2 rRNA genes are annotated in these 5,384 nt (G+C 58.0%); both read right to left on the bottom strand.

Features of this window, described 5'->3' with window-relative positions:
• Nucleotides 1-61: 61 nt before the first annotated feature.
• Nucleotides 62-3,169: ribosomal RNA gene (locus ABWU78_RS20750) — 23S ribosomal RNA — on the bottom strand.
• Between the two features lie 448 nt (nucleotides 3,170-3,617).
• Nucleotides 3,618-5,139 (bottom strand): 16S ribosomal RNA (locus tag ABWU78_RS20745).
• The 16S and 23S rRNA genes sit together here, the layout of an rRNA operon.
• Between the last annotated feature and the right edge of the window lie 245 nt (nucleotides 5,140-5,384).

Raw genomic sequence — 5,384 nt, 5'->3', positions numbered from 1 at the left:
TTGGGGGGTGTGGTGTTGGTGGTTCGGGAACCGCACAGTGGACGCGTAGCAAAGTGTGTTGGTGTTGAAGTTGTCGGCTGATTAGTACCGGTCAGCTGCACGGGTCTTTCGTCCCCGCTTCCACGTCCGGCCTATCGACCCAGTGTTCTGCTGGGTGCCTCTCACCCCGTAGGGTATGGAAACCTCATCTTGAAGCAGGCTTCCCGCTTAGATGCTTTCAGCGGTTATCCCTTCCGAACGTAGCCAACCAGCGGTGCTCCTGGCGGAACAACTGGCACACCAGAGGTTCGTCCGTCCCGGTCCTCTCGTACTAGGGACAGCCCTTCTCAAGTTTCCTGCGCGCGCAGCGGATAGGGACCGAACTGTCTCACGACGTTCTAAACCCAGCTCGCGTACCGCTTTAATGGGCGAACAGCCCAACCCTTGGGACCTACTCCAGCCCCAGGATGCGACGAGCCGACATCGAGGTGCCAAACCATGCCGTCGATATGGACTCTTGGGCAAGATCAGCCTGTTATCCCCGGGGTACCTTTTATCCGTTGAGCGACGGCGCTTCCACAAGCCACCGCCGGATCACTAGTTCCGACTTTCGTCCCTGCTCGACCTGTCAGTCTCACAGTCAAGCTCCCTTGTGCACTTGCACTCGACACCTGATTGCCAACCAGGCTGAGGGAACCTTTGAGCGCCTCCGTTACATTTTAGGAGGCAACCGCCCCAGTTAAACTACCCACCAGGCACTGTCCCTGGTCCGGATCACGGACCGAGGTTAGACATCCGAAGCGGCCAGAGTGGTATTTCAACGTTGACTCCACCCGCACTGGCGTACGGGCTTCACAGTCTCCCACCTATCCTACACAAGCCGCACCGAACACCAATACCAAGCTATAGTAAAGGTCCCGGGGTCTTTCCGTCCTGCTGCGCGTAACGAGCATCTTTACTCGTAGTGCAATTTCGCCGAGTTCGCGGTTGAGACAGCGGAGAAGTCGTTACGCCATTCGTGCAGGTCGGAACTTACCCGACAAGGAATTTCGCTACCTTAGGATGGTTATAGTTACCACCGCCGTTTACTGGGGCTTAAATTCTGAGCTTCACCCCGAAGGGTTGACCCGTCCTCTTAACCTTCCAGCACCGGGCAGGCGTCAGTCCGTATACATCGTCTTGCGACTTCGCACGGACCTGTGTTTTTAGTAAACAGTCGCTTCTCCCTGGTCTCTGCGGCCGTCCACGCTCCCACCGCGAGGGTGTTCACGCTTCGGGCCCCCCTTCTCCCGAAGTTACGGGGGCATTTTGCCGAGTTCCTTAACCACGATTCTCTCGATCGCCTTAGTATTCTCTACCTGACCACCTGAGTCGGTTTGGGGTACGGGCGGCTAGAACCTCGCGCCGAGGCTTTTCTTGGCAGCATAGGATCACCCAGTTCGCGCTTGTGCGCTCACCGTCAGCTCTCAGCCTGTGTGTCTGGCGGATTTGCCTACCAGACGGCCTACGGCCTTGGACGTGGTCTACCATCGCCACGCCGGGCTACCTTCCTGCGTCACCCCTGTTAATACGCTTACCTACTACCGGTTCGGGTCCCGCGCGCCCCTGTCCGGTGGCCCCGAAGGGCCGGTGGACAGGTTTGGGCGGTTAGCATCACCGGGCTCGGTATGGGCGGTTCTTCGCCGGTAGGAGAATATCAACTCCTTGTCCATCGACTACGCCTGTCGGCCTCGCCTTAGGTCCCGACTTACCCAGGGCGGATTAACCTGGCCCTGGAACCCTTGGTCATTCGGCGGACGGGTTTCTCACCCGTCTTTCGCTACTCATGCCTGCATTCTCACTCGTGTGGGCTCCACCACTGGGTTCCCCCGCGGCTTCACTGCCCACACGACGCTCCCCTACCCACCTGCGCCTCTGGACCACGAAGGCCTGAGTTGAGCGCAGATGCCACGGCTTCGGCGGTGTACTTGAGCCCCGCTACATTGTCGGCGCGGAATCACTTGACCAGTGAGCTATTACGCACTCTTTCAAGGGTGGCTGCTTCTAAGCCAACCTCCTGGTTGTCTGTGCAACTCCACATCCTTTCCCACTTAGCACACGCTTAGGGGCCTTAGCCGGTGGTCTGGGCTGTTTCCCTCTCGACTACGGAGCTTATCCCCCGCAGTCTCACTGCCACGCTTCCACTTACCGGCATTCGGAGTTTGGCTGACGTCAGTAACCTTGTAGGGCCCATCGGCCATCCAGTAGCTCTACCTCCGGCAAGAAACACGTGACGCTGCACCTAAATGCATTTCGGGGAGAACCAGCTATCACGAAGTTTGATTGGCCTTTCACCCCTAACCACAGGTCATCCCCCAGGTTTTCAACCCTGGTGGGTTCGGTCCTCCACGCGGTCTTACCCGCGCTTCAACCTGCCCATGGCTAGATCACTTCGCTTCGGGTCTAGACCCAGCGACTATGGGCGCCCTGTTCGGACTCGCTTTCGCTACGGCTTCCCCACACGGGTTAACCTCGCCACTGAGCACTAACTCGCAGGCTCATTCTTCAAAAGGCACGCTGTCACCCCAACCAAGGAGGCTCCAACGGATTGTAGGCACACGGTTTCAGGTACTATTTCACTCCCCTCCCGGGGTACTTTTCACCTTTCCCTCACGGTACTGGTCCGCTATCGGTCACTAGGTAGTATTTAGGCTTAGCAAGTGGTCTTGCCAGATTCACACGAGATTTCTCGGGCCCCGTGCTACTTGGGATCCCCTTCGGGAGGCCACGCCATTTCGTCTACCGGACTCGCACCGTCTATGGTCCGCCTTTCAATGCGGTTCGACTATGACACGACTTTCTCACTCCCCGGCGGACTGTCAGATCCACCAGAAGGGTCCCACAACCCCGAACACGCAACGCCTGACAGCTTTACCACGCGCCCGGTTTGGCCTCATCCGCTTTCGCTCGCCACTACTCACGGAATATCTCTTCCTGTCGGTACTGAGATGTTTCACTTCCCGACGTTCCCTCCACACACCCTATATATTCAGGTGCAGGTCACACGACATGACTCGTGCGGGGTTCCCCCATTCGGAAACCCTCGGATCACAGCTCGTTTGCCAGCTCCCCGAGGCTTATCGCAGGCTACCACGTCCTTCTTCGGCTCCTAGTGCCAAGGCATCCACCCTGTGCCCTTAAAAACTTCAACAAAAACAACAAAACTGCAGAGAACCAAGAACCACACCCGAAGGCGTGTCTTGATCTTTACAAAGATGCTCGCGTCCACTGTGCAGTTCTCAAACAACCAACGACCCCGACCCCCACCCAGACCCGCCTACCCCATCCCTCACAGGATCGAGCGGTTCGTGGTCCGAGGACCGGCCCGTACCAGGCACCCCACCAACCGGTGGCCGGTGACCTGAGGACCCAACAGTGTGCTCGACAAGCCCCCCACCCCCACCAGCGATGTTCCACCACCACCCACCACCTCGAAAGGATGACGGGCCGGCGGGTACTGACACCAGCGAAGACCAGGACGCTCTTTCGTCAATGTTCCACCCATGAGCAACCACCCACCACACGTGCGGCGATGGCGTGGCACCTGTTCAACCCACCCACCAGCGAAGCCGGCCGGGCGAGCGTTGGTAGCTCCTTAGAAAGGAGGTGATCCAGCCGCACCTTCCGGTACGGCTACCTTGTTACGACTTAGTCCCAATCGCCAGTCCCACCTTCGACCACTCCCCCCGCGAACGGTTGGGCCATGGGCTTCGGGTGTTACCGACTTTCGTGACTTGACGGGCGGTGTGTACAAGGCCCGGGAACGTATTCACCGCAGCGTTGCTGATCTGCGATTACTAGCGACTCCGACTTCATGGGGTCGAGTTGCAGACCCCAATCCGAACTGAGACCGGCTTTTTGGGATTCGCTCCACCTTACGGTATCGCAGCCCTTTGTACCGGCCATTGTAGCATGCGTGAAGCCCAAGACATAAGGGGCATGATGATTTGACGTCATCCCCACCTTCCTCCGAGTTGACCCCGGCAGTCTCCCATGAGTCCCCGGCATAACCCGCTGGCAACATGGGACGAGGGTTGCGCTCGTTGCGGGACTTAACCCAACATCTCACGACACGAGCTGACGACAACCATGCACCACCTGTGCACGAGTGTCCAAAGAGACCACCATCTCTGGTGGCTTCCCGTGCATGTCAAGCCTTGGTAAGGTTCTTCGCGTTGCATCGAATTAATCCGCATGCTCCGCCGCTTGTGCGGGCCCCCGTCAATTCCTTTGAGTTTTAGCCTTGCGGCCGTACTCCCCAGGCGGGGCACTTAATGCGTTTGCTGCGGCACGGAACTCGTGGAATGAGCCCCACACCTAGTGCCCAACGTTTACGGCATGGACTACCAGGGTATCTAATCCTGTTCGCTCCCCATGCTTTCGCTCCTCAGCGTCAGTTGCGGCCCAGAGACCTGCCTTCGCCATCGGTGTTCCTCCTGATATCTGCGCATTCCACCGCTACACCAGGAATTCCAGTCTCCCCTACCGCACTCTAGTCTGCCCGTACCCGATGCAAGCTCGAGGTTGAGCCTCGAGTTTTCACACCAGACGCGACAGACCGCCTACGAGCTCTTTACGCCCAATAATTCCGGACAACGCTTGCGCCCTACGTATTACCGCGGCTGCTGGCACGTAGTTAGCCGGCGCTTCTTCTGCAGGTACCGTCACTTGCGCTTCTTCCCTGCTGAAAGAGGTTTACAACCCGAAGGCCTTCATCCCTCACGCGGCGTCGCTGCATCAGGCTTGCGCCCATTGTGCAATATTCCCCACTGCTGCCTCCCGTAGGAGTCTGGGCCGTGTCTCAGTCCCAGTGTGGCCGGTCGCCCTCTCAGGCCGGCTACCCGTCGTCGCCTTGGTAGGCCATCACCCCACCAACAAGCTGATAGGCCGCGAGCCCATCCCTGACCGAAAAACTTTCCAACCACCCCCATGCGAGGACGGCTCATATCCGGTATTAGCCCCGGTTTCCCGGAGTTATCCCGAAGTCAAGGGCAGGTTACTCACGTGTTACTCACCCGTTCGCCACTAATCCACCCAGCAAGCTGGGCATCATCGTTCGACTTGCATGTGTTAAGCACGCCGCCAGCGTTCGTCCTGAGCCAGGATCAAACTCTCCGTAAATGAACAACGCCCACCACCAAGCACAGCCCGGTGATGAACAATCCATACGAAGCGAACCCACCAGGGTTCACAAAACTGGCATCAACACGAAAGATGACATCATCTTCCGAAATCAACCAAAGGAATCCCAGACACAACCAACCACCCCACCCGACGGGCGAAGACGATCAGCCATGCCACAGGGACAAAAAATTGGCATTGACTAACAAGCACACTGTTGAGTTCTCAAACAACCGACACACACC

It is taken from the genome of Cellulosimicrobium sp. CpK407 (assembly GCF_051844275.1).
GTDB classification, from domain to species: domain Bacteria; phylum Actinomycetota; class Actinomycetes; order Actinomycetales; family Cellulomonadaceae; genus Cellulosimicrobium; species Cellulosimicrobium cellulans_G.
This window is presented reverse-complemented; position numbering and strand designations above follow the sequence as displayed.